Genomic DNA, 26460 nt, shown 5'->3' with positions numbered 1-26460 from the left:
TCAAGCCGGCAGGCCTGCCCGGAGAAGGCCTGCCTCATAGCGCTGGCGATCGACCTGCCGCTTGTAATGCTGGGTGGCAAGATGATTGGCCACGGAAAATGCCGGCTCACGCTTGAGAACTTCGGCTGCATGCGCGCCAGCAGCCACTGCATTGCCCATCTGCGCGAAGATCCCAGCAAGGAACGCATGATGGGTGTGATCGGGGCGTGAGATCCTCGAGAAGGCTTCGGCGGCTTCGGCGTATTTCTCGGCACAGTAATAGGCGCGCCCGAGATGGCTCCAGAAGCGTTCCGGGTGATACGGGTTGAGCCGCATCGCCTTCTTGATCCAGTCGATGCCCTCCTCCGGCCGCCCCAGCCAGGTCAGCAGTTCGCCCTGCTGCACCACCACGAGGTCATAGTTCGGGTTGAGCGCGAGCGCGCGTTCCTGATGATAGGTGGCCTTGTCATGGTCGTCGCGATTCAGATTGAGTGCCGCGAGGATGCGGTGGACGTCGCTGTCGTTGTCGTCGAGGCCCAGCGCGGTTTCCAGCTCCGCAGCCACCTGCTGGAAGGTGGCGTCGCGATCCGCGCACCAATTATAGACCCAGGTCTGGCCGAGGACGCACGCCTTCCACGCGTGTGCGTGAGCATAATTGCCGTCGAGCTCGAGCGCCCGGTCGAGCAGAAGCTGCGCCCGCGCGTTGTCTTCGCGATTGGAGCGATGGTGCAGGATCTTCGCGGCCAGCACGCATTCATAGGCTGCCATGTTGTCCGTCGGCTTGCGGTTCGCCCGGTCGTGCGTCGCCGCCTCGACACGGCCGGGCAACGTCGCGGCGATCGCGCGGGTCATCTCGTCCTGGATGGCGAAGATGTCCTTGAGCTCGCCGTCGTAACGTTCGGCCCAAATATGGCGGTCGGTCTCCGCATCGATCAGCTGCACGGTGACGCGGACGCGATTCCCGGCCTTTCGCACGCTTCCCTCGATGACGTAGTCGACACCGAACTCGCGGCCGACGTCCTGCACCTTGACCGACTTTCCCTTGTACACGAAGGTCGAGTTGCGCGAGATCACCAGCAGGTCGTGGAAGCGTGAAAGCTCCGTGATGATGTCCTCGGTCAAACCGTCCGCAAAGAACTCCTGTTCCGGATCGCCGCTCATGTTGGCGAAGGGCAACACGGCGATGGATGGCTTCTTCGACTTGCCAGCCGTCTTTGCAGCAACCGTCGTGCTTGCCAGCGCATCCTCCAATCGGATCCGGTAGACGCGGATAGAGCGGGCGATGTTCTTGACGTTCTGCTCGCCGATGTCTTCGAATGCGACGCCATCGAGACGCTGGCCGAGTTGGTCACGCACCGCGCCGGAGATGCAGATGCCTCCAGGCTCGGCCAGTGCCTCCAACCGCGCCGCGACGTTGACGCCGTCGCCGAAAATGTCGTTCTGATCGACGATCACGTCGCCCAGATTGATGCCGATGCGGAATTGTATCCACCGCGGCGGCGGGACATCGGCGTTGCGGCGCCCCATCCGGCTCTGAATTTCAGCAGCACACAACACTGCGTCGACGACGCTATGGAATTCGACGAGCAGGCCATCGCCCGTTGTCTTGATGATGCGGCCGTGGTTTTTGGCAATCGCCGGATCGATGAGCTCGATCCGGTGGGTCTTGAGACGCGCGAGCGTACCACCCTCGTCGACCTCCATGAGACGACTAAAGCCGACCATGTCAGCCGCGAGGACCGCGGCGAGCCTGCGCTCTGGTCCAGGCACATCCATTGCTCGGTCCCTTCACCGAGCATTCTAGCAGACGAGCGGGTTTTGCCCAAGCGCGGGCCCCCGCAAATGGCGGCCCGGCGAGGTACTCTTACGGGTAAGGCGCGGTCCTGCCGCCTTCAGAGCATCCCCAGCGCCTGCATGTAGGTCTCGAGAATGGTCTCGGCCTCGGCACGCTCGTTGGGGTCCTGCTTGCGCAGGCGCACGATGGTGCGCAGCGCCTTGACGTCGTAGCCGTTGCCCTTGCTCTCGGCATAGACGTCGCGGATGTCGTCCGAGATCGCCTTCTTCTCTTCCTCCAGCCGCTCGATGCGCTCGATGATGGATTTGAGCTGGTCCTTGGCAAATTTCGTCGCGGGCTCGTCGTCGCGGACGGCGGCGGAGGTGGCCATCTTGGTACTCCCAATGGAACTGGCAAAACGAGGTGACGCCGGCATCGTCACCGCGCGTGCTGGGTAGACCCTTAGGGTCGGCGCTCCCGGCGTTCAAGCAAGCATCGCGCTCGTCCACAGCGCGCCCACACCTTCCTGCGCCGACGCAAAGAAAGCTGTTGAGTGGTGCGACTCAGGGCACCGCGACGGACCGTTCAGTGCCCGTGAGGATGGACCTTCTTCATCGCCTCGAGCTGCTCGGGCGTGGCCGTGCCCTGGTACTTCGTCTTCCAGGTCTCGTAGGGCATGCCGTAGACGGCCTCCCGGCTCTCGTCCTTGCTCAAGGCGACGCCTTGGGCGTCCGCGGCGTCCTTGAGCCAGTTGGAGAGGCAGTTGCGGCAGAAACCAGCGAGATTCATCAGGTCAATGTTCTGGACATCGGTCCGGCTCCGCAAATGATCGACCAGGCGCCGGAAAGCGGCCGCCTCGAGCTCCGTTCTGGTTTTGTCGTCGATTGCCATGGCTGTCTTCCTTACCCGTCCCGATGGAGGTCACCCTTACGGGATCAGGTGGGCCCTGTCACAGATTTTGCCATATCGCGGCGCAAACGGGCCAAAGCCCGGCCATGGGGCAGCTCCCCCGCCCTACGCCAAATCGTCAATGATCTGGTATAGCTTCCGCGACAATGACGACCGAATCTCCCCGTTCCCCGCTTCGTCTGCTCGCCCGGTTGGTCCCGGTGCTGGCGGTCGCCCTGCTGTGCCTCTGCGCCAGCCCGGCCTCCGCCGATTTCCGCCTCTGCAACAACACATCGAGCCGGGTCGGCATTGCGCTCGGCTACAAGGACGCCGAGGGCTGGACCACCGAGGGCTGGTGGAACATCTCGTCGCGTTCCTGCGAGACGCTGCTGCGGGGCACCCTGGTCGCCCGCTACTACTACATCTACGCCATCGACTATGACCGCGGCGGCGAATGGTCGGGCCAAGCCTTCATGTGCTCGCGCGACAAGGAGTTCACCATCCGCGGTACCGAGGATTGCCTGGCGCGCGGCTATGATCGCACCGGCTATTTCGAGGTCGACACCGGCGAGCAGCGGGCCTGGACGGTGCAGCTGACCGACGCCAACGAACAGCCGGCGCAGCAACGCGTGCCTGGCCTGCCCGGCCCGGTTGGCCCGGGCGGCGTTCCGGGTTTGCCCAATGGTCCGCCCGGTGGTACGCCCCCCGCCGCGCCTGGCCTTCCGCCGGCGCCCTCGCCCCCGTCTGGAAATAAGCCATGAGGCGTCTTCGCCGTATCAAGATTCTCGCGACCCTGGGACCCGCCTCTTCAGACCTCGCGATGATCCGCCGCCTGTTCGAGGCCGGCGCCGACCTGTTCCGCATCAACATGAGCCACACCCCGCATGACAAGATGCGGGAGCTGGTGGCGACGATCCGCAACGTCGAGAGCAGCTATGGCCGGCCGATCGGCATCCTGGTCGACCTTCAGGGTCCGAAGCTGAGACTCGGCTCCTTCGCTGAAGGCGCGGTCCAGCTCCAGAACGGGCAGACCTTCACGCTGGATTCCGACAAGACGCCCGGCGATGCCACGCGCGTCCACCTCCCGCATCCGGAGATCCTGGCCGCGCTCAGGCCCGGCCATGCGCTGCTGCTCGACGACGGCAAGGTGCGGCTGATCGCGGAGGAGACCTCGAAGCAGCATGCCGTGACCCGCGTCGTCGTCGGCGGCAAGATGAGCGACCGCAAGGGCGTCAGCCTGCCCGACACCGACCTGCCGGTCTCGGCGATGACGCCCAAGGACCGCGCCGACCTCGAGGCGGCCCTCGTCACCGGCGTCGACTGGATCGCGCTGTCCTTCGTGCAGCGCGCCGACGACGTGATCGAGGCCAAGAAGATGATCCGCGGCCGCGCCGCGGTGATGGCCAAGATCGAGAAGCCGCAGGCGATCGACCGCCTCGCCGACATCATCGAGGCCTCCGACGCGCTGATGGTGGCGCGCGGCGACCTCGGCGTCGGGCTGCCGCTCGAGCGGGTGCCGAGCCTGCAGAAGCAGATGACGCGGATGGCGCGCCGCGCCGGCAAGCCGGTGGTGATCGCGACCCAGATGCTGGAATCGATGATCCAGTCGCCGGTGCCGACCCGCGCCGAAGTCTCCGACGTCGCCACCGCCGTCTATGAGGGCGCCGACGCCATCATGCTGTCGGCGGAATCGGCGGCCGGCAAATTCCCGGTCGAGGCGGTCTCGACCATGAACCGCATCGGCGAGGAGGTCGAACGCGACCCGACCTACCGCTCGGTGATCATGGCCCAGCGGCCGGATCCCGAATCAACCGTCGGCGATGCCATCGCAGACGCCGCGCGCGTGATGGCGGAAACCCTCGACCTGCCCGCTTTGATCTGCTGGACCAGCTCGGGCTCGACCGCCGTGCGGGTGGCACGCGAGCGGCCGAAGCCGCCGATCGTGGCGATTACGCCGAACATCACGGCGGGTCGCCGCCTCGCGGTGGTCTGGGGCGTGCATTGCGTGGTGGCGGAGGACGCGCGCGACCAGGACGACATGGTCGGCCGCGCCGGCCAGATCGCGTTCCGGGACGGGTTCGTCCGCGCCGGTCAGCGTGTGATCATCGTCGCCGGCGTGCCGCTCGGCATCCCCGGCACCACCAACATGGTGCGCATCGCCTCGGTCGGCCCCGAGGGCGAAGCGAACATGTGATGTCCGGGCCGCTCAAACAAAAAACGCGAAAACAACCCCATGCACAGTAGAAGGCGATGTCGGCGCGGGTGCTGCGGTTTCGCCAAAAGGCCCGCTCAAACAACGGCCTGAGTGCGATCAGGTCTCCACCTCGACCGCGTGCCCGATTGTTACGCCCCAACCAGCGCCTTCGTGGTCGGCAGCAGCGTCTGCTGCACCACGAGGCCACGGGCGCGAGCGTCCATGACGCCGACGGCGCGCAGCGCCAGCAGCGTCACGGTCTGCACCGCGTCGCGCATCTTGACGGGATCATCGAGATTGTCGGGCGCGAGCGGCCCGACCAGCGCCTCATGCAGCGCGCCGAGCAGCGCGGTGGCGGCGAGCGCGGTGTCCTGCGCCGGCAGATGGCCGGCGCGCACCGCAGCGTCGATCCGGGAGGCGATCTCGCCGGCGATGTCGCGTCGGCTGGCAAGCCTGGAGGCGCTGACGTCGACATCGACGGGCTCGGCCAGGATGCCCCAGGCCAGCCTGCGCTGCGACAGCGTATGGACCGCCACGGTGGTCACGGCGGCGGCCAGCGCCGTGGACGGCCCCGGCGCGGCATCGGCCGCCCGGCGGATCGCCGCGAGCTCGTCGCGGGAGACCTCGGCAATGAGCTCGGAGATCAGCTCGGCCTTGGAGGGGAAATAGCGGTAGACGGTGCCGGCTGCGACATTGGCCCGGACCGCGACCGGCGCGATCTGCACCGCCGCCATCCCGCCTTCCGCCGCCGCCTCCCGCGCCGCCGCCAGTATAGCGCTGCGCCGCGCCGCAAGGCGCTTCACCACTTGATGCGTCCGCCGATAAACCATGGCGCGCTTCCTGTCCCACACGCCGGCCGCACGCCCTGCGGTCAAACGCTTCGTCATGTCAAAAGATGCAAATCGCCCCGCAAGGACTGAACAACTATTCAGGATGAATGACAAGATGGGAAATGCGTGAAGCGCCATGTTGAGCGGACGGGGGCGCCAACCCTGCCTGTGAAGGGCCTCGTCCCGGAAACCGCCCAAGCGGAACGAGCGGGAGACGAGATGACTATTGCGCGATGTCCACCTGGAAGGACCGCCGCGCGATCTCGGCACCTTGTCGGCGCAGAACGAAAGTTGCCCGATAGCTGCCGACCGGCCAAGTGGAGCCTGCGCGCTTTCGCCCAGCCGAGATGAAATACTGGGCCTGGTCCCGTGGCAGCTTCGGCGCGCGATACTCCGCAACGACTTGCCCCTCGGGTGACCTCAGCTCAAGCGCTTGCTCGTCGTCTGCCTGAAGTCCGATTGCGCGAACATACGCAACGATGGCGGCCGATTGCGAGCCAGGCAAGGATCGCTTGACCTCACCTGTCTCGATCTCGTCCATGGTCACCGCTCGATCGGCAAAACCGGCATTGATGATCTCGGTGGACGGATAGTTCGAAACGGCGCCTTGCGTCGGCTGCCACAGCGAGCGGCCGGAATTGCATTCGCCCTTCGCGGCGCCCTCGGCGAATGGATCCACAATTTTCCCGTCATGCCTCACGGTGAAATGGAGGTGTGGGAACTCGGTATTTCCGGACAGCCCCACCAGACCAAGCGCCTGCCCGGACCTGACGCTGTCACCGGGTTTCACTCCGAGACTGCCCTTGGCCATGTGGCAGTATTGCGTGCTCCAGCCATCTCCGTGTTCGACGACTGCGCCGTTGCCACATTCCCTGCCGGTGATTGCGGCTTTGCCGACGACCTTGACCGAGACGTCATCCATGCCGTCGCGTACATGAGTAACGCGCCCCGAAGCGGCAGCAACGACTTCGACCCCTTTTCGCTGAACGTCCAGATCGGGGAGCCGGATGTCGGTGCCGTCATGGCCATCATAGGTTCGGTGACCACATCGAAAGTCCAAGGTCTTGTCCGAGGGATCATGGTCGACGTAGTTCTGGATGAAACAGGTCGTTCCCAACTCGCAAGTGACCGGCCAAGCAAATGGTTGCAGCTCGGCGCTGCGAGCCACCGACGCACAAGTGATGACCGCGCAGACCACCGATACAAACACAAACGCTCTCATCGATCTGTCCGTCCTCGAAGGTTGGCTTCGATAAGGTTGTCTTCACCGTAACGCCGCCGGAGCCTTCGAAGGTCACCGAGGCACTTGGAGAATTCCTGGACGGTGCTCTCGATCCTCTCCTGCAGACCGACGCGGGCTCATTGCCGATCAAATTTCTCTACAAGTATTTCGGTCCGGGCAGCACCGCCAATGAAATCAACAAGGTGATCACCAGGGAGGACGGCTTCTTCTATCTGGACGGAGTCAAGATCATCGCGGACACCGGACCCAAAGCTGAAATCGCGGAAGCGTCGGCCAGCTCACGTTCGCGGACGACTTCATCCTGAGTTGACCCGGTCGCATGCTTGATGCGTTCGGAGGCGCTGACGGACACCAGATGCGTCCGCGCGGGTCGGCCGCGCAGACTTCGTTAACGGCCCCCATCGCCCAAAAGAAAAGAGCCCCGCCGAAGACGGGGCTCTCGAAACTGTCAGATCGTCCCGGCCTTACTTGAGGCTCGACGAGATCGAGGTGAACTTGGAGTTCAGCGTGGTGCCGAGGTTGTTGACGACGGTGATGATCGCCAGCGCGATGCCGGCAGCGATCAGGCCGTATTCAATGGCGGTGGCGCCGGATTCATCCTTCACGAAACGCGCAACGAGGTTCTTCATAGAGTGCTCCAAATGAGTACACGAGGCTACAACTGATCTGGTCTTTTCGGCTTCCCAGCGCCGCCCGACCATGGAACCGAACCTAGAGGCAAAGAATTGCGCCGCAGTTAACTCGACTGCGTAAACACTGGGCGGTTTGCGTGTATTGGCCCATGGTAAATCGAATTCCAAAACAATCCGTTAAATTGTCGCGACATGAAGCCGGCCTGGCGCAGCCGGTTTACCCGAAGTTATGACCGCCGTGGTCCAATGCCGCCGGCTCGGGCTGAAGCACGATGAGATGAATCGTTCATCGCGCGTCAGGTTATTGTTTGCGCATGGTCTGCCCGTAATACCGCACCACACTTTGCGCTAACGCGGCGCTCCGGGGCCGGATCGTGCCCGGACCGACAAGAACAACAGGACGACGAGGCGGCATGTCCCTTTCCTTTGCCAACAGCATCGCGGTGCAGAGCCGCGCGCGGGCCCTGGTGCCACTGTGCGTCGGCGCCGGCGCCTATCTGTTCTTCCTTTTTCTCGGCGACACGCTGCTTCACGATTCCGACTCGTTCTGGCAGATCAAGATCGGGCAATGGATCCTCGATCACCGCGCCATGCCCACCATCGACCTCTATTCCTTCACGCGAACCGGCGTGCCGTGGATTTCGACGTCCTGGCTGTCGCAGGTCGCGTTCGCCTTCTCCCATGCGCAATGGGACTGGGCAGGTCCCGTCGTCCTCACCGCGGCCGCCGTCGCGCTTGCGGTCGCAATCTTCGTCTATTTGCTCGACGCGCAGATCGAGGCACCGCGCGCAGTGCTGTTCGCGATGCTGGCGCTGCTGCTGTCGATCCATCACGTGCTGGCGCGCCCGCATGTCCTGGCGCTGCCCGTGATGGTGGCGTGGGTCGGCTTGTTGATGGCGGCTGCCGACCGCAAGAGCGCGCCGTCCTGGACCTGGCTGCCGCTGATGGCGCTCTGGGCGAACCTGCATGGCGGCTTCGTGCTGGGCCTCGCACTGATCGGCCCGATCTCGCTCGACGCGGTCGAGCATGCCGAGAAGGGGCGGCGGCTTTCGCTGTTCATGCGCTGGGTGCTGTTCGGAATCGGGGCGCTGGTCGCGAGCTGCTGCACACCGTACGGATGGCGGACGCTGCAGGGCGCGACCAATATCCTCGGGCTCGGCGAGCTGCTGTCGCTGATCTTCGAATGGATGCCCGCGAACTTCTCCACGTTCACCCCGTTCGAAGGCGCCCTGCTCGGCCTGATCGCATTCGGCTATTATCGCGGCCTGGTGCTGTCGGCGCCCCGGATCTTCTTGATCCTGTTCCTGACCTGGAGCGCGCTGACCCATGTCAGGAGCATCGACGCATTTGCTTTCCTGGTGCCGCTGGTGCTGGCAAAGCCGCTCGGCGAGATGTTCCAGCGCCCGGCGCCTGACGCCGCCGGTGCCGACCGCTGGCCGGCCCGCTATGTCACCGCGCTTGGCGCGCTGATGATCGTGGCGGCAGGCTGGACCTCGACGTCGCTCTACATGGGGCACCACCGCTTCACCTTCACGATGACGCAGACACCGGTTGCGGCGGTCGACCTGCTCGAGCAACGCAAGGTGCAGCGCGTCTTCAACGCGTACCAGTTCGGCGGCTATCTGATCTCGCGCGATATTCCCGTTTTCGTCGACGGCCGCGCCGAGCTCTATGGCGAGAAGTTCGTCATGGACTTCTTCAAGGCGACTGAGGGCAGGAAGCCTGAGCTGCTGCCGCGGCTGCTGGATGAGTACAAGATCGACGCGACGCTATTGGTCGCCGACGCGCCGGGCCCGCAGATCCTCGACCAGCTCAAGGGCTGGAAGCGGATCTATACGGACGACATCGCCGTGGTCCATGTGCGGGACCATGCGGACAGCGCGGCCGCGGCGCCTTCGAAGTGAGGACCTGCTTCAGGGCGCGTCCTCGGAAGCGTAAGACGTCCCTTCAAGGCGACGCGGACGCGACCCGGCACACCGCGCCTGGACCTCAATGACCCCGTGACATGATTCTCTCCAGCAAGCCGACCCTGACAATTCCGGCGCGTCCCGGCTCGGACCGATCCGTCGCGATCATCGTTCTTGCGATGCTGGCGGCCGCCTCGTTTCTTCCGGTGCTGCTGACCCCCATTCCCGCGATGGTCGATTATCCCAATCACCTCGCCCGCATGTACATTCTGAGCCAAAGCAGCACCCCCGATGCCAATCCGCATTACGAGGTGACCTGGGCGTTCTATCCCAACCTCGGAATGGATCTCTTGGTCCCGCAGATGGCGCGGCTGATGAGCGTCGAGAGCGCCACACGGCTGTTTCTGCTGCTGAGCCAATTGCTGATCGTCGCCGGCGCGCTGCTGCTCGAATGGGTCCGGAAGGGACGGGTTGAGCTTGCCGGCTTCGCTGCGCTCGCTTTCCTCTATTGCCTGCCGTTCAGCTGGGGCTTCGTGAATTTCGAGTTCGGGCTTGGGCTCGCGCTCTGGGGCGTCGCCGTTTATCTGATGCTGGCGGAAGGCCCATGGCCGCTGCGTTTCGTCGCCAATTTGATCTTCGTCGCCGCGCTATATGTGGCACATTTCTTTTCGCTCGGCATCTACGGCGCGACGCTTGGCCTTTTCGAGCTGTCGCGCATCCGCCAACGGCAAATAACGTATCCCGCCGCGGCTGCGCGGCTTGGCGCGTTGGCCCTGCCGGCGCTTTTGCTGCTTGGGATCATGCATGTCACGGCGGGCTCGATCGGAAGCGAGGGCACGAGCTGGTTCCTCGGATTCAAGCCGGTATGGCCGCTCCGCATCATGAACGGCTACAATCTGACGACAGCTGCAGCGACCGGGCTGGCGCTGATGATCGCGTTGCTGTTCGCCGCAAGACGCAGCGTTCTCAGGCTCGAGCCGGCCGGGGTCTGGCTCGCGACCGGTTTTGCGCTCCTCTATCTGGTCATTCCCTCGAAGCTGTTCGGGACCTCGTTCGTCGATCTGCGCGTGATTCCCGCTGCGGCTCTGATCCTGCCGGCCTTCTGCTCGCTGTCCTTGCCGAGCCGGGCGTGGAGAATGGCTGCGCTCGCTGCGATCAGCGGCATCATACTGCTCAATCTCGCCGTCGTCCTCGCGGTCTGGCTGCCTTACCGCGCCGACTATGCGGCGATCATCGCCTCGTTCCAGAAGATCGATCGCGGCTCACGCGTTCTCGTCGGCAGCATAGGCGACCATGGAGATCCGCCCTTCGCCGACCTCACCTCGTATCCGATGTATTATGCGCCGACGCTGGCCGTGCACTATGCCAACGCCTTCGTGCCCAACCTGTTCACCGAAGCGGGCAAGCAGCCCGTGCGGCCGCGTGAGGCCGTGCGCAATATTGCCATTCCCTACGGGGGTCCGGTGCCGTCAGGCCTGCTTGCCGCGATCGCGACCGGCCAGCCGCCAGCGGACGCTCCGCCGTTTGTCCGCACCTGGTACCGGGATTTCGACTACCTCTATGTGCTGGGATCGCCGGCCGCAAATCCGCTCCCGGATCTGCTGGAGGTGCTGGAAACCTCGAAGCGATTTGTCCTCTACAGGATTCGCCGCAAGTCCTAGACGGAAGCCGCGGCGGCAAAAGCGTGGTTAACCGGGCTTCATCATTTCGGTCCGCCTCCCATCGCGCCCTCAAGCCATGCTCCGGGCGATAGACCCTTAACGGTTGCCGCAAGGCGACCTTAACCACCGACCAATAGACTTCCGCCCCTGCAACCCAGTCGGAATCCTTCGCATGGCGGCCAATTCCAGATCGATCCGCTACAGCCTCGTCATCCCCGTGTTCAACGAGGAAGCCGTGTTGCCGGTCCTGTTGCGACGGCTCGACCAGGTCATGTCCAAGCTCGACGGGCCGGCAGAAGCGATCTTCGTCGACGACGGCAGCAGCGATTCCAGCTCGATCGTGCTGCGGGCGCTCGCCGCGCGCGACACGCGCTTTCGCTATATCGGCTTGTCGCGAAATTTCGGCCATCAGATCGCCATCACCGCCGGCATGGACGCCGCGCAAGGTGACGCGATCATCGTCATGGATGCCGATTTGCAGGATCCGCCCGAAGTGATCGAGCAATTGATCGCGAAGTGGAAGGAAGGCAACGACATCGTCCACGCCCGCCGCCTGTCGCGCGAAGGCGAAAGCCGTTTCAAGCGTGCGACCGCGCATCTGTTCTACCGGCTTCTTGGCAGGATGTCCTCCGTCGGCATCCCCGCCGATGTCGGCGACTTCCGTCTGATCGATCGCAAGGTGCTGGACGCACTTCGGCAGATGCCGGAGCAGGACCGCTTCGTGCGCGGCATGATCGCCTGGCTCGGTTTCCGGCAGGCCGAGGTCGCCTTCCACCGCCTCGAGCGCGCCGCGGGCGAAACCAAATATCCGCTGTTCAAGATGGTCCGGCTGGCGGTGAACGCCGCGCTCGGCTTTTCCGATCTGCCCTTGCGGCTGGCAATCTGGTGCGGATTGACGGTCTCCGGGTTAGCGCTGCTCTACGGCGGCTGGGTGGTCCTGTTATGGCTCGGCAAGGACAGCCATCTCGTGACCGGCTGGTCCTCGACGATCGTGGTCGTGTCGCTGCTGTGTGGCATCAACATGCTGATGACGGGCATCGTGGGACTCTATGTCGGCCGCATCCATGCCGAGGTGAAACGCCGCCCGCTCTACGTGGTGCAGGCTCGCGTCGGCTTCGATCGCGGCGAGACGGCGGCACCTGCGATCCACGCCGTCAACGAGTGACCCCAGCGCATGGCCGAGCTCTTCGATGGCTATCACGACAACTACCGTGATGTGGTCCAATCCTCGATCGACTTCTCGGGCTTGCCGCATGATTTCTTCATGCGCGCGAAGGCCGATCTGCTGCGCGATCTGATCGCGCAGCGGCTGGACGTTGCGAAGCCTGAGATGCTGGACGTCGGCTGCGGCGTCGGAAGCCTTCATCCGCTGCTGCACGGCATGGTCGGCCGCCTGAGCGGCATCGACGTTTCGTCGGCCAGCCTGGCGCAGGCGCGCGCTCACAACACTGCGGTCGACTACCGCGAGTTCGATGGGCGCACTTTTCCCTTCGCCGACGCCAGCTTCGATCTGGTCACGGCCATCTGCGTGATGCACCATATCGTGCCGGCCGAATGGGCGCAGTTCATCGCCGAGATGCGCCGTGTGACGCGTCCCGGCGGGCTCGTCTGCGTGATCGAGCACAATCCGTACAACCCGCTGACCCGCCTGGCCGTTGCGCGCTGCGAGTTCGACCGGGACGCCGTCCTGCTCGGCGCCGGCACGACCAGGAAGTTGATCGCTGCGGGCGGCCTGCGCGAGATCGGCGCGCGGCATTTCCTGCTGCTCCCATGGGACACCAAGCCGGCGCGGCGCCTCGAACAGGCCCTGAGTGGTGTGTGGCTTGGAGGCCAATACGCCGCCTTCGGGACCGCTTGATCTATCTTTGCGGCATATCCCGCCGCTTGTGCACGACCGCCACATCGTCACTGTAGACGCGCTGCCACTGGGGCAGCCGGTCGAGCAGCGCGACCGCCGGTGTGCGCGGTGCGAGCAGCGTCGCGCCGATGTCGTATTCGTCGAGCAGCTTGAGAAGGTCTTCCAGGTCGATCAGCGCCAGGGCACGATTGTAGCGGTTGATGAACGGTCCCCCGTACAGCTCGCCGCGACCATCGATAAAGGTGGGAATGCCGGCAAAGATCAAATAGCCGCCGAAAGAATAGTCGTTGAGCACGCGGCCCGCTTTGGCGAGGTTGGCTTCGGCGATGGCAGCCTGAGGAGTGATGAACGGAGCCGGCCTGACGTCACGCGCGAAGGCCACCCCGCTCATCGCGATCAACACACCGAGCCCCACCAGATTCAGGCCACGCGGCGAGATAGAAGCGTCGTCCGCGGCCGGTCCGCCGAACCTCCGACCCAGCGGGGCTGCCAGATAGAGCGGCGCCAGCATGGCCAGCAGATCCGCATTGCGTATTTGCGCCAGCGCGAAATGGAGCAAGCCAATCACCACCAAGGCCCGCACGACCGGCAGCGTGACGCCGCGCGCGAGCGCAAAGATTCCGGCCAGCAGCAGCAGCTCGAAGCCGCCCAGGTGACTGAAATCCTGCGGCCGCCATTCCGCGATCCAGGCGAGCGCGGAGCCGAGGCCGAGCGTGGTCAGCGGCATCAGCAGGGGTTCCGGCCCGTGGGGCGTCAGGCAGGACGCCGCCAGGGCAAGTGCCGCGAATGGCAGCCAACGCAGTAGCACGCGCGGCCATTCGCTTCGCTCCTCACGCAGCAGCGCCTCGAGCACCGCCGGGCCGATCAGCCCAAGCGCCAGCACCACGCTGCCGTGCAGATTGGTCCACAGCACCAGCAGCGGCAGGGCCCAATATGGTGGAGGTCCCCCACGGTCCATGCAGCGGACCAGCGCAGCCGCCCAGGTCACCATCAGCGGCAGCACGAAGACATGTGGCCGTGCCAGCATGTGCGGCGCCAGCAAGATGACGGCCGCCATCACCATGAGCAGCGTCAGGGTTGGCGACAGCTCCCGCAGCAGGAAGAACGTGAACAGGCCAAAGGCGAGCGCGATCGCCGCCGCCGCGATGACGACGGCGCCCGGCCAGCCGGACAGCGCGTAGACGGCGGCATAGATGACCTCGGAAAGCCATTCGAAGGTGATCCAGGGCGCGCCGCGCATCGAAAAGGAAAACGGGTCGCTCGTCGGCAGGGTGCCGTGCGCGATGATCCAGCGTCCGACCTCGATGTGAGAATAGCTGTCGGGATCACCGAGCAGCCGCGGTCCGACGATCAGCAGCAGGGCATAGACGCAAAGGCCCACTGCCCAAGGGAGCGCTGCACGTGCCGAAAACGGTTGAACCGCGCTGTGGACGACCTGGTCAGTCATGGCGGGCCAAAGTAGGACGCAAGCGTTAAGTTCTTCTTTAATGTTTCTCGCCGTTGCCCAAGGCGGGTTCAGGAACTCCGCGTCTACCGCTCGCCTCAAGCGTCGCGCGTTTCGCTCGCGCCGGGGCTCCTGAACCGCCAGCCAACAAAAAACGCGGCGTTTCCGCCGCGTTTTTCAATCTCGTCTGCCGCTCGCGATTACGCCTGCGGCTGCGGCTCCAGGCCGGGATCCGCATCGGGCCGCGGGCGCGGCGACTTGCCGGCCGGGGGCACGGCGGAAGCGCGCGGCGTGGTCGGCTCGAGCACGGATTCGCGGTTCGGCTTCTTGCCCTTGAGCAGGTCGACGATCTCGTCGCCGGTCAGCGTCTCGAACTCGAGCAGGCCCTTTGCCAAGGCTTCGAGATCGGCGTGCTTCTCGGTGAGGATGCGGGTCGCTTCCTTGTAGCCCTCCTCGACCAGGCGCTTGATCTCGGAGTCGATCTTCTGGACCGTCGCCTCGGAGGCGTTCTGCGTCCGCGACACCGACATGCCTAGGAACACCTCGTCCTGGTTCTCGCCGTAGGAGACCGTGCCGAGCTCTTCCGAGAGGCCCCAGCGCGTCACCATCATGCGGGCAAGGCGCGTGGCCTGTTCGATGTCGGAAGCGGCGCCCGAGGTCACCTTCTCGCGGCCGAAGATCAGCTCTTCGGCAACGCGGCCGCCCATCATGATGGCGAGGCGCGAGGTCATCTGCTCCAGCGACATCGACAGCTTGTCGCGCTCGGGCAGCTGCATGACCATGCCGAGCGCACGGCCGCGCGGGATGATGGTCGCCTTGTGGATCGGATCGGTTGCGGGCACGTTGAGGCCGACGATGGCGTGGCCGCCCTCGTGATAGGCCGTGAGCAGCTTCTCTTCCTCGGTCATGACGAGCGACTTGCGCTCGGCGCCCATCATCACCTTGTCCTTGGCCTCCTCGAACTCGGCCTGCGTCACCATCCGCTTGTTGCGGCGGGCGGCGGTAAGCGCAGCCTCGTTGACGAGGTTCATCAGGTCGGCGCCGGAGAAGCCCGGAGTGCCGCGCGCGATGGTCTTGAGGTTGATATCCGGAGCCAGCGGCACCTTGCGGACATGGACTTTCAGGATCTGCTCGCGGCCGACGACGTCAGGGTTCGGCACCACGACCTGGCGGTCGAAGCGGCCCGGACGCAGCAGCGCGGGATCGAGCACGTCGGGACGGTTGGTCGCCGCGATCAGGATCACGCCCTCGTTGGCCTCGAAGCCGTCCATCTCGACCAGCAGCTGGTTCAGCGTCTGCTCGCGCTCGTCATTGCCGCCGCCGAGGCCAGCGCCGCGGTGACGACCGACGGCATCGATTTCGTCGATGAAGATGATGCAGGGCGCGTTCTTCTTGGCCTGCTCGAACATGTCGCGGACGCGGCTGGCGCCGACGCCGACGAACATCTCGACGAAGTCCGAACCCGAAATGGTGAAGAACGGCACGTTGGCTTCGCCCGCGACCGCACGCGCGATCAGGGTCTTACCGGTGCCGGGAGGGCCGACCAGCAGCACGCCGCGCGGGATGCGGCCGCCGAGGCGCTGGAATTTGCCGGGGTCGCGGAGGAATTCGACGATCTCCTGCAGGTCCTGCTTGGCTTCGTCGACGCCGGCGACGTCCTCGAAGGTGACGCGGCCATGCGCTTCGGTCAGCATCTTGGCGCGCGACTTGCCGAAGCCCATGGCCTTGCCGGCGCCGCCCTGCATCTGCCGCGACAGGAAGATCCACACGCCGATCAGCGCGATGAACGGCAGCCAGGAGACCAGCAGCGAGACGAACCAGGGCACGTTGTCGCCCGGCGGCTTCGCGGTGATCTGCACCTTGCTGTCATAGAGGCGCTTCACCAGCGTCGGATCGTTCGGCGCGTAAGTCTGGAAGCTGGAGCCGTTGGTGAAGGTGCCGTGGATGTCCGGCCCCTGGATCACGACGTCGCGCACATTGCCGCGGTCAACTTCGCTCAGGAGCTGTGAGAAGGCGATGTCTTGCGAGGAGGCCCGCTGACCCGGATTCTGGAAGAGCGTGAACAACGCCAACAGCAGCAAAACAATGATGACCCAGAGGGCGAAATTGCGCAGATTGGCGTTCATCGATCTTCCTTCGTGGTCGCGCGGATCGCGACCCTGATCCTTGGGCAGTGGATTTGGTCAATGCGAGGAAATCCCAAGGAATCCTCTCGGTTGGACGCATACAATTTAGGTGCCGCCCCGTTCGCTGCCAAGGGAACGAGATGGGACTATTTATCCCATCTTAGAGCGATTCCCGCGGAAATAATGGCGCCCGATCGGGGGTTTTTCCGGCCTGGTTAAGGTGGACTGACGGCGCGGCGGCGAAACGGCCGGTGCCATGATCCGCCCTCATTCGTGCTCATTTCCCGGTGCGCCGCCGGGCCGGCGCCGGCGCGATGTGGATACGCCCGCCGGCAAGGCTGATCAAGGCTCCCGCGAGGGTCTGCTTCAGGACCGGCCGGCCGGTGGCGCGGACGTCGGGACTTGCGGCAATGGCCTGGTCCAATGCAGACAGCAGGGCTTCGACCTTGCCGAGTTCCGCCGGCCCTTCATGTCCGAGCGCGTTGATGGCCCGCAGCAGGAGCCGCAGCCGGACCTCCTCCGGCAGGGCGGCAAAGGCCAAGGCCTCGAAGCTTCGGACGCCCGCCTGTGGCGCATCGCCGCGATCCCGCAAATGGAGGAAGCGCTCGGCGCCGTCGGCCAGCACCTCGACCGCCGCATTGGCCCGCGCCAGCCTTGCCGCGAGCCGCGCCAGATTGCGGGCATCGCCGCCCCCGGCCGCGAGCAGCGGCAGCAGCGCGCGCAGCCGCGGCCGGGTGAGGGCGGTATCCCGGTTGGTGGGGTCCTCGGCAAAGCCGATCCTGGCCCGCCTCAAGGTCGCGATCAGCTGCGATTTCGGGACATCGAGCAGCGGACGCGCCAGCACGATTCCGTCGCGCTCGCTGAGGGAAGCCATGGCCGACAGCCCGGCAAGTCCACTGCCGCGGAACAGGCGCATCAACAGGGTCTCGGCCTGATCGTCGCGGGTGTGGGCGGTCAGCACATGGCTGGCGCCCACGACACGCGCGGCCTCTGCGAGCAGGCGGTAGCGGGCCTCGCGCGCGGCCGCAGGCAGCCCTGTCTTCGGCTTTGCGCCGCGCCAGCGCAGGGTCCGGTGCGGCAATCCGAGCTCGGCGGCGAGCCGCTTGACCTGGCGTGCCTCGCGGGCTGCCTCGGGGCGCAGGCCGTGATTGACGGTGACGACGGTGAGTTGCGGGCCGCGCACAAGACTGCGCTGCCAGCGTGCCGCAAGCCACATCAGCGCGACCGAGTCGGGCCCGCCGGAGACCGCGAGCACCAGCGCCGGCGCGCCCCTGAGGCCGGCGAACAGCCGCCTCGCCTCGCGCGCCGAGATCGGAGAATTGTCGTCGTCTGACATGACGCTGCCCAGCTATCGCCAGACTGTTTAGCGCAGCGCGCTCCGCATTGTCAGCGCCCCGACGCTGCGAGTCGGATGTCTGCCGATGTTCACCTCTCCCGTAGGGAGAGGTCGGATTGCATCGAAAGATGCAATCCGGGTGAGGGGTTACAGTCTCACTGGCCGCCGAGCCCCCTCACCCGGATTGCTGCGCAATCCGACCTCTCCCCGCTGGGGAGAGGTGAACCACGGCCGACCAGTAAGGTCTAACTAGCACTTCACCCGCTTCTGCTCGCGATCGACCGCCACTTTGACGCCGGCGGAGGCGCGCGGATATTTGCGGCCGATCTCGCCGAAGGCGGCGCAGGCGGCCTCCTTCTCCTTCAGCGCGGCGAGCGACTGGCCGAGCCGCAGCAGCGCATCCGGCGCCTTGGCCGATTTTTCGTATTTGGTGGTGACGGCGAGGAAAGCTTCCGCGGAGTCGCGATATTGCTGGCGCTGGAAATAGCTCTCGCCGAGCCAGTATTGGGCGTCGCCGAGCAGCGGGTCGCTCGGATATTTCTGGGCAAAGTTCTTCATGGTCTGCTCGGCCAGCGCATAGTCCTTGCGCTGCATGTAACCGATGCCGAGGTCGAACTCGTCGCGCGGCGTTGCGGAGGGCGGCAGCGTGGTCAGGCCGGTGCCGCCACTCTGGGCCGGATAGCCCTGCTGGGCCGGCGGATGGCCGGGCTGGGCTGCGGGCGGCACGCCTTGCTGGTAGCGCGGGGCGGTGTTGGCAAGATCGAGCGGCTCGCCGGCGTTGCGTCCGCCGGGGGCGCCGGCTCCTGCCGGCATCGGCTGCTGGCCGCCGCCGAGCGCGCGCGGCGCGCCCGGCGCGTTCGGGTTCTGGTTCGGATCGAAGGCATCGCCGCGGCGGCGCGTGCCGGGTGCGCCGGGCGCCGGCTGCTCCTGAACGATCGGCGCGGGAGCGGCGATCTGCGGCTGCTCGTGAGCAGGCTGCACGGCCTGCTGTTGCGGCGGCTGCTGGCGATAGCCGGGCGCGACCTGGCTTGGTGCGACCTGCGCGGGCGGCATCGCCGCGACGTTGGGCGCCTGTCCGGGCGCGCCTTGCGCGCCGCCCTCGAGCGCCCGCAGCCGCTCCTCAAGCTGACGGTTGCGGTATTGCAGCTCCTCGTTCTGGCCGGTGAGCTGGCGCAGCTGGTTCTCCAGCCGCTCGATCCGCATCTCCGGGTCGGCATCATCCGACTGCGCGAACACCGATTGCGCAAGTGCGGGCGAGCACAAAGAGAGCAGCGCGGCGGTCGCCACGGTGCCGGTAAAGACCTTAAATCTGGATGACATCTTGCCCTGACGACAAAAGCGAAATGGCCTGCGACGGAACATTCGACGCGCCACACATTGAAGTGGAGTACGCCAAAAATGTGACTGGTACCAAGGGGTTTCTGTCACAGAATGCTGAAACGAAACCGGCGCCCGAGAGGGCGCCGGCATCATCCAATTCCGAAGCTGAACGGCACCTGACTGAACGTCAGGAGCTCGCGTTCAAGACAGTGACGGCGCGGCGGTTCTGCGACCAGCAGGAGATGTCGTTACAGACGGCCACCGGCCGCTCCTTGCCGTAGGAGATCGTGCGCATGCGGTTCGGATCGATGCCGCGCGAGGCGAGGAACGAGCGCACCGACTGGGCTCTCCGGGCGCCGAGCGCGATGTTGTATTCGCGGGTGCCGCGCTCGTCGGCGTGACCTTCGATGGTGAAGCTGTAGCGCGGATAGGTCTGGAGCCACTGCGCCTGCTTCTCCAGCGTCACGATCGCCTGCGGGGTCAGATCGGTCTGGTCGCTTTCGAAGAACACGCGGTCACCCACGTTGACGACGAAATCCTGCTGGCTGCCGGGCGTCGCCGCATTGGCCATCGCATCCGTCGCGGCATTCTTGTTGGCGCAGGCGCCCATCGACAGCGCGACGGCAAGCACCGCGGCCAGCTTCAATCCCTGGAGGATACGCATAGGATGTTTCATTCCGGAGCCTCCACGCTCACGTTAGTCCACTGCTGTCCGGTCTACAGGGGGTTGGTTAAGCGAACGTTCCGTCAACCTTGACGGAACCTTGCCACAGCCGGTCAAATGCCCCCAACCAGCGAAAAGCAACCGGCATGGTTAATGAGTTGTAAATGTGGCGCCAGGGTGAAGGCAAGCCGCGTCGGTCGGCAAAGGCGCCGGCTTTTGCTGGAAATTTGGGCCGTATCGTAAGTTGGCCGGTCCTAGTAGACGGAACCCAGTGCTGGAGCCGCCGCATCCAGGGTCCGCGGCGTGGTCAGCAGCACGGGGCGCGTGACAGCTTGGCGCGGGGTGCTGCGCTCAAACAGCATGCGCCGCTCAAACGCGCTGGAGCGCATGATCGGAAAGCGTGCCAGAACCTTGTCCCGCTGCCGCCGGACGTCGGTCGCCATCAGGACCGCCTTCTTGGTGGGCCACCCCGGAAACCCCCGCGGCTCCGGTGAAATGGTCTCATGCAGGAAGATGCGGCGGTAAAACGCCTGATGATCAGTCCGGATCATGGCGAGCCCGGTGTCGGCATTGAAATGATCGCACGCGACGAAGGCCAGGCGGACCGTCAGGTAGGGCAGTTCGGGAAAGCGATGGTGCTTGTCGGGATCTGCAACAAGCCGACACGGATCGACAAAGACCTCGCCGCGATCGAGACGGGGATGCAGGATGTCGCCAAACACCTCGGTGGTATAGGACATCCGCCATTCCGACGTCAGAAGATGGATGCGGACGGAGCTGCAAAGCTCTCCATCAACATAGATCCCGAAATTCCAGGTGTTGGGCGTTTCGTCGAAGCGATCGCTGACGCGCAGTGAAGCTGACGGCTCGATCAGACCGGCCTGCAGATAGGCGCGGTAGCGCATCAAATACAGGTTGTCCTTGTCCTCGGGAGTCTCGATGAGCCGATAATCGATGCGGTCAAACAACGCGGCGCCTCGGGGAAGGAGCGCCGGGGTCGGTTCGGCTCCGGACTTCATCTGCTACCTCTAAACTCCAAGCAACTTCCGCGAGTAGTAACAGATTAATGGTTCCTTAACAAAATTGCAAAGCCTTAGAACTGTTAGGGTTAACCTTTGCGGGTCCGCAAAATTACGGAGCAAGCGAGAGCCGATTGTGATGAAGGAGCTGCCAGGAAAGGATCAGGCCGATCGGAATGACACGACGGCGAGCTGGTCGTCAGGCATGCGACGGCCATGCGAGGCGTTGAGCAATTGGCGGATCCGCACCGCCGGAACGGGCCGGCTGAACAGGTAACCCTGGCCTTCGGTCACGGTGCCGTCGGCGCTGATCAGCTCAAGCTGCTCGTTGGTCTCGATACCCTCGACAACGACGGACATGCCGAGGTCGGCGGACAGCCGCGCGACGCCGCGCAGCAGCGTCAACGGCCGGTCGGTATCGATGCCTTCGAGGAAGGAGCGGTCGATCTTCACCTTCTGCATCGGGAAATTGTGCAGGTAGCTGAGGCTGGAATAGCCGGTGCCGAAATCGTCGAGCGAGATGCGCACGCCGAGCGCGTGCAGTTGCGACAGGATGTCGTGGGTGAGCTGGGTGTTGCGCAGCAGCGAGGACTCGGTGATCTCGATCTCGAGGCGATGCGCCGGAAGCCCTGAGACCTCCAGCGCGTAACGGATCTCGCTCAAGACGTCGCGCTGGTGGAATTGCTGCGGCGAGAAGTTGACGGCGACGCTGACACCCTCCGGCCACTTCATGCATTCCATGCAGGCGCGGCGCAGGATCCAGCGGCCGAGATCGACGATCAGGCCCATATCCTCGGCGACCGGGATGATGTCGACCGGCGAAACCGTGCCGCGCACCGGATGATTCCAGCGCAGCAGCGCCTCACAGGTGGTGATCTTGCCGGACTTCAGATTGACCAGCGGTTGGAAGAACAGCTCGAATTCCTCGTTGGCGAGCGCCTTGCGCAGATCGAGCTCGAGGATGCGGCGCGCCTCGACGGTCGCCGCCATCTCGTCGCGGAAGAAACAGAAGGTGCCGCGGCCGTCGGCCTTGGCGCGATACAGCGCCATGTCGGCGTTCTTGAGCAGCGTATCGGCGCTGGTGCCGTCCGGCGAGGTTAGTGCGATGCCGACGCTGGCGCCGATCTCGACCAGGTGATTGTCGATGCGATAACGTTCGCTCAACCGCTCGACGATGCGGCGGGCGAGCGCTGCGGCGTCCTCGGGCGCGCCGATGTTCTGCTGGAACACGACGAACTCGTCGCCGCCGAACCGGGCGACGAAATCCTCGGGGCGCAGCATCTCGCGCAGGCGGTTGGCGACGGCGCACAGGAGCTGGTCGCCGCAGGGATGACCCAGCGTGTCGTTGACCTGCTTGAACTGGTCGAGATCGATGAACAGCAGCGCGGAGAGCTGCTCCGCGTCGTGGGAGACAGCCAGCAGGTGCTCGATCTCGTCGCGGAAATTGACCCTGTTCGGCAGTGCCGTGAGATCGTCGTATCGCGCAAGATGGCTGATCTTGGCTTCGGCGTTGCGCCGCTCCGTAATATCCTCGAGCAGCAGCACTGCTCCTCCGTCCACCATCGGCTGAACGGTCCAGGACAGCGAGCGATTTCGCTCGATGTTCGCATCGGCGGTGATGATCTCCTTCTCCCGCGAACTCTCGATGCCAGCGATGATATGCTCGCCGTTCGCAGCCGAGATGGACCCGGCTTTGACACAGGCCGCGATGATGTCGCGCGCGCTGGCGCCGCTCTGCGGCAGATTGTCGGGCAGGCTCATCATCGCCGCGAAACGGTGATTCATCACCGCAAGCTGCCCATCGAGATGGAACATGCAGAGCCCGTGCGGCATGTTGTTCAGGGCGGTATCGAACTGGCCCGCGAGGGCCGCTTCGCGTTCCCGCGCCACCACCGCTCTGATGAATATCCGGTGCAGGTTGACCGAAAGCTGCATGATCGCCAACAGGAAGGCAGCGCTCACACCCGCCATCGCGATATAGTAGGGCGTGCCGCGCCACGCCAAAGCCAACACCGCCGGCGCGAAAATGAGCACGGCCTGAAGATGGAAGATCGACGGTCGTCCGTACGCCCTTGCCGCCCCCCCTGCGGCAATACCTGTGGTGACCGACAGGGCAATCATGTGCGAGACGGCGTCGTCGGTGGCGAGCAGGGTCGTGCCGCACCAGGTGCCAATCGCAGCGGCCTGAATCATCGCCCCGATCTGATAGCGCGTCTGCCAGCGTTTGGCCGCCTCGGCGGTCACGTTCGACTTACGTGCCTGATAGCGACGTAAGTCGATCGCCCGCACCGCCCCGGCCAAGACGAGAAGCGCCACACACGCCCAAATGAGAGGTTCGCCCGTCTTCAGCGCCGTCAGCGCAGCACCGATCGACACGAAGATGAGACCGGCCAGCAGCGGTCCCGGCGCTTCAAAGAGCGAATCGATCTGCGCCGCCGGGTTGACCGGCGGCGGCTGCCCCTGCTCTCCGCTCTGGCTTGCGAACTGCATTTTGGTTTGTACGCGCGTCCTGTTTGGCGCGTAGTCTTACCCAGCCGAGATGAAGCTTTTCTGAGGGAACATCGTTAAAGTCGGGTTGTTTTTCGGCAATAGCGAAACGATTTCCGCTTATAGATCAAGCAGCTAGGCAAGCCTTGCCGGGCACAAGGTGAAGGAAGTCTTGCCCTCCGCAGCGAACTCGGAAAAAAAGTCGGCGCGCATTTTCGAAAACATCGCGCATCTGAACACGCGATGTTTCAGCTGCAATGTTGTCAGCCCGACGTCGAGGACAGCAGCGGCGACCATGCCGGATCGGAGGCAAAGCCCGGCGTCGGCACCTTCAGCTCGTTGCGGCCGGAGATGTCGACCGAATACAGCGACGGTCCGCCATTGCCGCCGGGATCGCGGAAGAACATCAGCACGCGGCCGTTCGGCGAGAAGGTCGGGCCCTCGTTATGGAAGCCGGAGGTGAGCAGCCGCTCGCCGGAGCCGTCCGGCTTCATGACGCCGATCGCGAACTGCCCGCCGCCTTGTCTGGTGAAGGCGATGTAATCGCCCTTCGGCGACCACACCGGTGTCGAATAGCTGGCGTTGGTGTCGTCCTTGGAGAAGGAGATCCGCTGCGCCTGTCCTCCGCCCGCCGCCATCACGTAGATCTGCGACCTGCCGCCACGATCGGACTCGAAGCAGATACGGGCGCCGTCCGGTGAATAGGATGGAGACGTGTCAATCGCCGGCGTGTCGGTGAGGCGCGTGGTCGAGCGCGAGCGCAGATCCATCACGAACAGGTTGGAATTGCCGCCCTGCTGCAGGCTCATGATGACGCGCTGGCCGTCCGGCGAAAAGCGCGGCGCAAAGGTCATGCCGGGGAAGTTGCCGACGATCTCGCGCTGGCCGGTCTCGATGTTGAACAGATAGACCTTCGGATCGCCCTGGCCGAACTCCATGTAGGTGATCTCTTGGGAGTTCGGCGAGAAGCGCGGCGTCAGCACGAGGTCGGAGCCGCGGGTCAAATAGCGCACATTGGCGCCGTCTTGATCCATCATCGCAAGCCGCTTGACGCGGCGCTCCTTCGGCCCGGTCTCGTCCACGAACACGACGCGGCTGTCGAAATAGCCCTTCTCGCCCGTCATCCGCTCATAGATCTGGTCGGAGATGATGTGGGCGATGCGGCGCCAATATTCCGGCGAGGTGAAATATTGCTGCCCCGTGAGCTGCTGGCCGGAGACCACGTCCCATAGGCGGAATTCGGCCTTGAGGCGGCCGTCCGGCTGCCGCGTCATGCGGCCGGTGACGAGGGCCTGCGCGTTGATGGTCTTCCAGTTCTGGAACTGCGGCGCGACGTCGATATTGCTGATGCGCTCGATGAAGGCGGCCTGATCGATCGGCGCGAACAGCCCCGAGCGCCTGAGATTGTTGGTGATGACCTGCGTGACCCCGTTACCGACGTCGCCGTCGGAGGGCGAGCCCGGCACGAAGCCCGTGATCGCGATCGGGATCGGCTGGAATGCCGTCGGATCGATGCGGAGGCGGGGTTCCTGGCCTTGAGCGAAGGCGCGTCCGCTCCCGAGCACGGCAAGCGTCGATCCAGTCAGCGTCATGAAACGGCGGCGGTTCATCGAGCGAGCGTCATTCATTGCAAAATTCTTTTGTTCGGATGTCACAACATATCTTTCAGGCCGAAAGTCATCGGAATGAGCTTCCAGCTCTCGTACTGCTGTTTCGGCATGAAGGAATAGACCTGGCACTGGACGATGGCGCGCTTGGCGCTCTCGGCAATGGCCTGAGCAATCGAGCGCGACGGTCCTCGCACCGCGACCACAATCGGCTCCGAAGCAAGCGATCCGTCGATCTTCATGGGAATGTCGATGTCGGCCTCGTACTGATCGGCGTCCTGCCCGTTATAGGTCGGCGTGAAGCAGCGCTTGACGGCGCCCTGGAATGCACCACGCCAGGTCGCGACGTTGTTGGCGGCAGTCCCGGTCGCCGCTCCCAGCGAGGCCGATGCATTCAGCGCCGAGCCGGCGAGCTCGTGCCGGGTCGCGGCGCGCTTGTCGAGGTCGCGCTGGATTTGCGCGGGGTCGAAGGTACGCTCCTTCGGCTTGGGCTGCTGCTGCGGCTGCACCGCCGCGACCTTCTGCTCCACGGGCTTGGGCGGCGGCTTCTTGGTGTCCAGCTTCTTCTGCAGCTCGGCGATCGGATCTTCCTTGGCCGGATCAGGCTTCTTTTCCTGCGGCTTCGGCTCCTCCTTCGGCTTGGCCTCGGCAACCGGCTTGGGCGGCTCGGGCTTCTTCTCCACCGGCTTCTCGACCGGTTTCGGCGGCGGCTCTGGCTGCGAATTGGTCTTGATCAGCTCTTTCTTCTCGGTGACCTTGCCGACGGCGTCTTCCTCGGGCTTTGCTTCCGCGATCTTCTCGACCTTGGGCTTCGGCTCTTCCTTCTTGCCGGTCTTTTGCCCGGCCATCATCTTGGCGAGCTGATCGGTGGAGATGATGTCGACCGGAAGCGACTCCTCCGGCGCGATGTAGGCCTTGCTGCTAAAGGTGACGAGCCCCCATCCAAGCACGAAGACATGCAGGGCAATCGACGCAACGAGTGTCTTGTCGACGTTCACCTTCACTGCTTACCCCTGATCCGCTTCCGTGACGAGGGCGAGCTTCTTGAATCCGGCGCCGGACAACAGGCCCATGACCTTGGCCACCGTCCCGTAATCCGCCTTCTTGTCGGCGCGCAGGTAGATGCGTTCCTCGAGCCCGCCACGCGCGTCCGTGATGGCCTTGAGCTTCGGTACCAGTTCGTTCAGCGCGATCTCGGCGTCGTTGATGAACACCTTGCCCTTGATGTCGACCGACATCTGGATCGGCTTCTGGTCGTTGTTTTCGAGGCTCTTGGCTTGGGTCTGGGGCAGGTCAAGCGGCACGCCGACCGTCAACATCGGTGCCGAGACCATGAAGATGATGAGCAGCACCAGCATGACGTCGACCATCGGCGTGACGTTGATCTCGGCCACGACCGGCTTGCGCCGGCCACGGCGCCCGCCGCCGCCGGACGAACTCGCAACGTTCATCGCCATGATCGCGTGCCCAACTTGCCCTTCACACCATGCC

23 protein-coding genes are annotated in these 26460 nt (G+C 64.7%); 7 read left to right on the top strand and 16 right to left on the bottom strand.

Translation table 11 applies throughout. The annotated features are described in order from the left end of the window. The 3 genes from CVM73_RS24570 to CVM73_RS24560 all read right to left on the bottom strand — a co-directional run bounded on the left by CVM73_RS24570 (nt 1) and on the right by CVM73_RS24560 (nt 2644). Nucleotides 1-1755, bottom strand: coding sequence for an adenylate/guanylate cyclase domain-containing protein (locus CVM73_RS24570; RefSeq protein WP_100234425.1), 1755 nt, complete (start codon nt 1753-1755; stop codon nt 1-3). A 116-nt stretch (nt 1756-1871) separates the two neighbouring features. Continuing rightward, on the bottom strand, nt 1872-2144 hold the full coding sequence (locus CVM73_RS24565; protein WP_018641571.1) for a DUF2312 domain-containing protein: 273 nt from the start codon (nt 2142-2144) through the stop codon (nt 1872-1874). 194 nt (nt 2145-2338) lie between these two features. Next, a complete protein-coding gene (locus tag CVM73_RS24560; protein WP_100234424.1) occupies nt 2339-2644 on the bottom strand; it encodes a DUF1244 domain-containing protein in 306 nt (101 codons plus the stop codon). Nucleotides 2645-2808: 164 nt separating this feature from the next. On the opposite strand from CVM73_RS24560, the gene CVM73_RS24555 reads away from it, so the two are divergent. Then, complete coding sequence (locus tag CVM73_RS24555; protein ID WP_100234423.1) at nt 2809-3402, top strand: DUF1036 domain-containing protein; 594 nt, start codon at nt 2809-2811, stop codon at nt 3400-3402. Beyond that, nucleotides 3399-4835 carry a pyruvate kinase gene (gene pyk / locus CVM73_RS24550; RefSeq protein WP_100234422.1) on the top strand — a complete coding sequence of 479 codons (1437 nt, stop codon included), beginning with the start codon at nt 3399-3401 and terminating at the stop codon, nt 4833-4835. The genes CVM73_RS24555 and pyk overlap by 4 nt, the downstream gene beginning before the upstream one ends. Nucleotides 4836-4984: 149 nt before the next feature. On the opposite strand, the gene CVM73_RS24545 is transcribed toward pyk, so the two are convergent. Together CVM73_RS24545 and CVM73_RS24540 are read right to left on the bottom strand one after the other, a co-directional pair. Next, nucleotides 4985-5665 carry a TetR/AcrR family transcriptional regulator gene (locus CVM73_RS24545; protein WP_100234494.1) on the bottom strand — a complete coding sequence of 227 codons (681 nt, stop codon included), beginning with the start codon at nt 5663-5665 and terminating at the stop codon, nt 4985-4987. A 223-nt stretch (nt 5666-5888) separates the two neighbouring features. Next, nucleotides 5889-6887 carry a M23 family metallopeptidase gene (locus tag CVM73_RS24540; RefSeq protein ID WP_100234421.1) on the bottom strand — a complete coding sequence of 333 codons (999 nt, stop codon included), beginning with the start codon at nt 6885-6887 and terminating at the stop codon, nt 5889-5891. Between the two features lie 140 nt (nt 6888-7027). Between CVM73_RS24540 and CVM73_RS24535 the strand changes: the two genes are divergently transcribed. Next, on the top strand, nt 7028-7213 hold the full coding sequence (locus CVM73_RS24535) for a hypothetical protein (RefSeq protein WP_100234420.1): 186 nt from the start codon (nt 7028-7030) through the stop codon (nt 7211-7213). A 159-nt stretch (nt 7214-7372) separates the two neighbouring features. On the opposite strand, the gene CVM73_RS24530 is transcribed toward CVM73_RS24535, so the two are convergent. Next, nucleotides 7373-7537: a Flp family type IVb pilin gene (locus CVM73_RS24530; RefSeq protein ID WP_100234419.1), complete on the bottom strand. Its 165-nt coding sequence runs from the start codon at nt 7535-7537 to the stop codon at nt 7373-7375. 416 nt (nt 7538-7953) lie between these two features. Between CVM73_RS24530 and CVM73_RS24525 the strand changes: the two genes are divergently transcribed. The 4 genes from CVM73_RS24525 (at nt 7954) to CVM73_RS24510 (ending at nt 12966) form a co-directional block, all read left to right on the top strand. Beyond that, nucleotides 7954-9444, top strand: coding sequence for a hypothetical protein (locus CVM73_RS24525; protein ID WP_100234418.1), 1491 nt, complete (start codon nt 7954-7956; stop codon nt 9442-9444). A 101-nt stretch (nt 9445-9545) separates the two neighbouring features. Further along, the gene (locus CVM73_RS24520; RefSeq protein ID WP_100234417.1) at nt 9546-11108 is read left to right on the top strand and encodes a hypothetical protein; all 1563 of its coding nucleotides are present in this window, start codon (nt 9546-9548) and stop codon (nt 11106-11108) included. Between the two features lie 172 nt (nt 11109-11280). Next, nucleotides 11281-12273 (top strand): glycosyltransferase family 2 protein, encoded by a 993-nt coding sequence (locus tag CVM73_RS24515; protein ID WP_100234416.1) that lies wholly within the window; start codon nt 11281-11283, stop codon nt 12271-12273. Between the two features lie 9 nt (nt 12274-12282). Continuing rightward, nucleotides 12283-12966: a class I SAM-dependent methyltransferase gene (locus CVM73_RS24510; protein WP_100234415.1), complete on the top strand. Its 684-nt coding sequence runs from the start codon at nt 12283-12285 to the stop codon at nt 12964-12966. A 1-nt stretch (nt 12967) separates the two neighbouring features. Here the strand turns inward: CVM73_RS24510 and CVM73_RS24505 are convergent, their stop codons facing one another. From CVM73_RS24505 to tolR, 10 genes are all read right to left on the bottom strand, one after another. Further along, on the bottom strand, nt 12968-14413 hold the full coding sequence (locus tag CVM73_RS24505) for a hypothetical protein (RefSeq protein WP_100234414.1): 1446 nt from the start codon (nt 14411-14413) through the stop codon (nt 12968-12970). A 197-nt stretch (nt 14414-14610) separates the two neighbouring features. Further along, nucleotides 14611-16536, bottom strand: a complete 1926-nt coding sequence (gene ftsH / locus CVM73_RS24500) for an ATP-dependent zinc metalloprotease FtsH (RefSeq protein WP_008546307.1) — start codon at nt 16534-16536, stop codon at nt 14611-14613. Between the two features lie 277 nt (nt 16537-16813). Then, nucleotides 16814-17872 carry a tRNA lysidine(34) synthetase TilS gene (tilS, locus tag CVM73_RS24495; protein ID WP_100234413.1) on the bottom strand — a complete coding sequence of 353 codons (1059 nt, stop codon included), beginning with the start codon at nt 17870-17872 and terminating at the stop codon, nt 16814-16816. A gap of 249 nt (nt 17873-18121) precedes the next feature. Then, nucleotides 18122-19192: a tol-pal system protein YbgF gene (ybgF, locus tag CVM73_RS24490; protein ID WP_167407026.1), complete on the bottom strand. Its 1071-nt coding sequence runs from the start codon at nt 19190-19192 to the stop codon at nt 18122-18124. A gap of 187 nt (nt 19193-19379) precedes the next feature. After that, nucleotides 19380-19868, bottom strand: coding sequence for a peptidoglycan-associated lipoprotein Pal (pal, locus tag CVM73_RS24485; RefSeq protein ID WP_018641585.1), 489 nt, complete (start codon nt 19866-19868; stop codon nt 19380-19382). Nucleotides 19869-20110: 242 nt separating this feature from the next. After that, complete coding sequence (locus tag CVM73_RS24480) at nt 20111-20875, bottom strand: N-acyl amino acid synthase FeeM domain-containing protein (RefSeq protein WP_100234412.1); 765 nt, start codon at nt 20873-20875, stop codon at nt 20111-20113. 162 nt (nt 20876-21037) lie between these two features. Further along, nucleotides 21038-23365, bottom strand: coding sequence for a putative bifunctional diguanylate cyclase/phosphodiesterase (locus CVM73_RS24475; RefSeq protein WP_100234411.1), 2328 nt, complete (start codon nt 23363-23365; stop codon nt 21038-21040). A gap of 260 nt (nt 23366-23625) precedes the next feature. Then, entirely contained in the window at nt 23626-24972 is a 1347-nt protein-coding gene (gene tolB / locus CVM73_RS24470) for a Tol-Pal system beta propeller repeat protein TolB (RefSeq protein WP_167407032.1), read from the bottom strand. A gap of 41 nt (nt 24973-25013) precedes the next feature. Further along, complete coding sequence (locus CVM73_RS24465) at nt 25014-25973, bottom strand: protein TolA (protein ID WP_100234492.1); 960 nt, start codon at nt 25971-25973, stop codon at nt 25014-25016. 3 nt (nt 25974-25976) lie between these two features. After that, nucleotides 25977-26426 carry a protein TolR gene (tolR, locus tag CVM73_RS24460; RefSeq protein ID WP_027573098.1) on the bottom strand — a complete coding sequence of 150 codons (450 nt, stop codon included), beginning with the start codon at nt 26424-26426 and terminating at the stop codon, nt 25977-25979. Nucleotides 26427-26460: the final 34 nt, after the last annotated feature.

The organism is Bradyrhizobium forestalis (assembly GCF_002795245.1).
GTDB lineage: Bacteria > Pseudomonadota > Alphaproteobacteria > Rhizobiales > Xanthobacteraceae > Bradyrhizobium > Bradyrhizobium forestalis.
The sequence above is the reverse complement of the archived record's forward strand: the minus strand, read 5'-3'. Positions and strand labels throughout refer to the sequence as shown.